Source organism: Burkholderia sp. Bp9140 (assembly GCF_003853425.1).
GTDB lineage: Bacteria > Pseudomonadota > Gammaproteobacteria > Burkholderiales > Burkholderiaceae > Burkholderia.
This window is the reverse complement of record NZ_QTPQ01000086.1, coordinates 1-3,619: the sequence shown is the minus strand read 5'-3', so window position 1 is coordinate 3,619 and position 3,619 is coordinate 1. Positions and strand designations below refer to the sequence as shown.

The window sequence follows — 3,619 nt, the reverse complement described above, 5'->3', positions numbered from 1 at the left end:
GCGCCCGCCTTCGCGAGCTCCAGTGCGATTTCCTTGCCGATGCCGCTTGCGGCGCCCGTGACGACTGCGGTCTTGCCGCTCAGATCTGCTGCCATGTCCCTCTCCTTCCGTTATCGGTTCGAAAAAGCACGCCCCGCTGCATCCGCGTTCGTCGCGTGGTCGTGCAGGCGGGCCAGCCGCTATTGTGCACGATCGGCCCCGCCGTTCGCGCGCAAAACGTCTAAGCTTAAGGTCGGTTCCGAGTCGCGGGAGATTCTCATGCACTATCGACGGCTAGGCCGCTCCGGCCTGCAGATCAGCGCGCTTTCGCTCGGCTCATGGGTCACCTACGGCAACCAGGTCGATCAGCGGGTCGCGCGCGAATGCCTCGCGGCCGCCCGCGATGCGGGCGTCAATTTCTTCGACAACGCCGAGGTCTACGCGGGCGGCAAATCCGAGGAAATCATGGGTCAGGCGCTCAAGTCGCTCGGCTGGCCGCGCGTCAGCTACCTCGTGTCCACGAAGTTCTTCTGGGGTCTCGCGGAAGCCCCGAACCAGTACCACACGCTGAACCGGAAATATCTGCTGAACGCGATCGACGGCTCGCTGCGCCGGCTGCAGCTCGACCATGTCGACCTCGTCTATTGCCATCGTCCGGATCCGAACACGCCGATCGAGGAAACTGTCTGGGCGATGAGCGACATGATCGTGCGCGGCAAGGCGCTGTACTGGGGCACGTCCGAATGGAGCGCCGACGAGATCCGCGCCGCGTATGAGATTGCCGAGCGGCACCATCTGCACAAGCCGGTCGTCGAGCAGCCGCAGTACAACCTGTTCCACCGTATCCGGGTCGAGCAGGAATACACACGGCTCTACGACGACTACGGCCTCGGTCTGACGACCTGGAGCCCGCTGGCATCGGGACTGCTCACCGGCAAGTACCGGAATGGCGTGCCGCCGGGCAGCCGCGCGCAATTGCAGGGCTACGACTGGCTCCGCGACCGGCTGACGGACCCGGCCAGCAACGATGTGGTCGAACGGCTCGGCGGGATCGCAGCCGAACTCGGCTGCAGCACCGCCCAGCTCGCGATCGCGTGGGTACTCGCGAATCCGCGCGTGAGTTCGGTCATTACCGGCGCCTCGCGGATCGAACAGATCGGCGACAACATGCGCGCGCTCGACGTTGCCCCAAAGCTGACGCAGGAGGTCAAGCAACGCATCGAGGAGGCCGTCGGCGACGCATACGAGTAAGGCGGCTCACGTCCACTCGCGTACAATACGCGGCCGCGTTGGCGCGTTGGCGCGTTGGCGCGCGGGCCGACGGCCGCTCGCGATCGCCCGTTTCCATCGATTCACCTTCGTTTCAGGCAGCCAGCCATGCTCAGTTATCGTCACGGTTTTCACGCAGGCAACCACGCGGACGTGCTCAAGCACGCCGTCGTCGTCCAGCTGCTGCGCTACCTGAACAACAAAGACAAGTCGTACTGGTACATCGATACGCACGCCGGCGCCGGCGTGTATTCGCTGCGAGACGGTTATGCGGCCAAGACGGGGGAATTCGACACCGGCATCGGCCCGCTCTGGAACGACAAGAACCTGCCCGAGGCGCTCGGCGATTACATCGACGAGGTGCGCGCGCTGAACGACGACGGCGAGCTGCACTACTATCCGGGCTCTCCGTATCTCGCATGGCGATTGATGCGCGAGCAGGACCGGATGCGCCTGTTCGAAATGCACACGACGGAAATCGACGTGCTGCGTCACAACTTCCGCGATGCGGGGCGTCGCGCGATGATTTTCGCCGGTGACGGCTTCGAGGGCATCAAGGCGCTGCTGCCGCCGCCGCCGCGACGCGCGCTCGTACTGATCGATCCGTCCTATGAGGACAAGAAGGACTACGCCCGCACGGTGACCTGCGTAACGGAATGCCTGAAGCGTTTCGCGACCGGTTGTTACGCGATCTGGTATCCGCAGGTTGCACGGGTGGAGTCGCAGCGTTTTCCGGAACAACTCAAGCGCCTGCAGCCGAACAACTGGCTGCACCTGACGTTAACGGTATCGAATCCGCCGGCAGACGGCCTCGGACTTTACGGCAGCGGAATGTTCATCCTGAATCCGCCGTACACGCTCGCGCAGAGCATGAACGAAGCGCTGCCCTATCTCGTCGAACGCCTGGGACAGGACAGCGGCGCCCGGTGCCAGATCGAGCACCGCGGAAACTGAGCGGGCTGCGTGCCGTTACGGCTGCGGTCTCGGGGTGGGCCTTGGCTGATTCGCGGGAGACAGCCCCCAGCCCGGCACATTGATATACGGCGCGACAAACAGCGGGACCGACGAATTCGGTCCCTGCCCGGCCGGCGTTCGCATGCCCGCGGGTTCAACAATCGGCTCGGACGATAACGGCGCCGTTTGCAACACCAGGCCACCCTTGCCATCCTGGATCCCGCGTTGCGTATCGAGAATCAGCGGTTTGGACGAGGTTGCCGCACCGGCCGCCACGCCGTGAACGAGCACCGCAGCGCCCAGAACGAGACGCACATCGAGACGCAAGCGCATGGTCGTGTTCTTCCGGTTGAAAAGCAGGTCCATACCATAGCGCCGCGCCGACGATTTCGCCAGATCCGGCGCACAAAAAAACAAAGCCCCGTCAATACGGGGCTTGCTTTTCGTTCGGTGCCACACGGCACCTGACGGTGACTCGATTACAGCGAGTAGCCGTTGGTTTCGAGCGAACGGATGCGGCTCTCGAGCTGGACGATGTCCGACGACGTGGCGAGGTAAGCCTCACGGCGCTCGCGTTCTGCGGATTCGAACCAGTTGCTCAGCTTTTCAACGATGTAGGCGATCATGATGTTCTCCAAGGAAGGGGGACCCCTGGCGAATCGAGATTCAGGGATTTCCCGTATAGGGTTATCCCGAATTATAGCGATGCCGCACCAAGATGCTAGTGAAATGCTTGCATGGGAGCCATTCCCATTCGGAATGGCTTGTGAAGCATTTTCCTCAACTCATTGATTTTTAATGATATTGAGTCGGAGCCCAGTTTCGGCCTCGAGGGCGCGCACTAATCTGGTTCACCGACCGGGTCGGCCAGGCGCGCCAAGATCGGGCATTCGGGGCGCCCGTCACCGTGGCAGTGCGCGGCGAGATCGGCGAGTGTATTGCGCATGTCGCTCAATTCCGCGATGCGTTTGTCGAGTTCGGCCACGTGTTCGAGGGCGATCGACTTCACTTCGGCGCTGGCGCGAGAGCGATCTTGCCAGAGCATCAGCAGCTTGCGGATATCCTCGACGAGAAAACCGAGCCGTCGTGCCTGGCGGATGAAACGCAGGATATGGACTTCGTCCGAACCGTAGATCCGGTATCCGGCGTCGCTACGCTTGCTCGGCGCAAGGAGGCCGACCTGTTCGTAGTACCGGATCATTTTTGCGCTGACGCCGGATTCGCGCGACGCGTCGCCGATATTCATTCCCTGCCCTCTCTCCATCAAGCACTGGTTCGACCACGAACGTCGATGCGAGCAGCCGTCGACGACACTTCGATCGTATCAAATCACGTGATTTTGACCTTCCCCCTCTGAAGTATCCCACTGTAAAGTTAGTGGCAAGGCCGCAGGAGAAACCTTGTCATGAAGAAGTCG

General features: G+C 62.2%; 6 protein-coding genes. 2 read left to right on the top strand and 4 right to left on the bottom strand.

Translation table 11 applies throughout. The annotated features are described in order from the left end of the window. Positions 1 to 95: SDR family NAD(P)-dependent oxidoreductase (locus DIE21_RS36595; RefSeq protein WP_124496677.1), on the bottom strand; the 95-nt coding region annotated here is incomplete at its 3' end. A gap of 163 nt (positions 96 to 258) precedes the next feature. On the opposite strand from DIE21_RS36595, the gene DIE21_RS36590 reads away from it, so the two are divergent. Continuing rightward, positions 259 to 1,230, top strand: coding sequence for an aldo/keto reductase (locus DIE21_RS36590; RefSeq protein ID WP_124502182.1), 972 nt, complete (start codon positions 259 to 261; stop codon positions 1,228 to 1,230). Between the two features lie 126 nt (positions 1,231 to 1,356). Next, a complete protein-coding gene (locus DIE21_RS36585) occupies positions 1,357 to 2,202 on the top strand; it encodes a 23S rRNA (adenine(2030)-N(6))-methyltransferase RlmJ (protein WP_124502181.1) in 846 nt (281 codons plus the stop codon). Between the two features lie 15 nt (positions 2,203 to 2,217). Here the strand turns inward: DIE21_RS36585 and DIE21_RS36580 are convergent, their stop codons facing one another. The 3 genes from DIE21_RS36580 to cueR form a co-directional block, all read right to left on the bottom strand. After that, positions 2,218 to 2,568 (bottom strand): hypothetical protein, encoded by a 351-nt coding sequence (locus DIE21_RS36580; protein ID WP_124502180.1) that lies wholly within the window; start codon positions 2,566 to 2,568, stop codon positions 2,218 to 2,220. 113 nt (positions 2,569 to 2,681) lie between these two features. Beyond that, on the bottom strand, positions 2,682 to 2,828 hold the full coding sequence (locus DIE21_RS36575) for a DUF3563 family protein (RefSeq protein ID WP_006478295.1): 147 nt from the start codon (positions 2,826 to 2,828) through the stop codon (positions 2,682 to 2,684). 215 nt (positions 2,829 to 3,043) lie between these two features. After that, positions 3,044 to 3,448, bottom strand: coding sequence for a Cu(I)-responsive transcriptional regulator (gene cueR / locus DIE21_RS36570; RefSeq protein WP_006755754.1), 405 nt, complete (start codon positions 3,446 to 3,448; stop codon positions 3,044 to 3,046). Between the last annotated feature and the right edge of the window lie 171 nt (positions 3,449 to 3,619).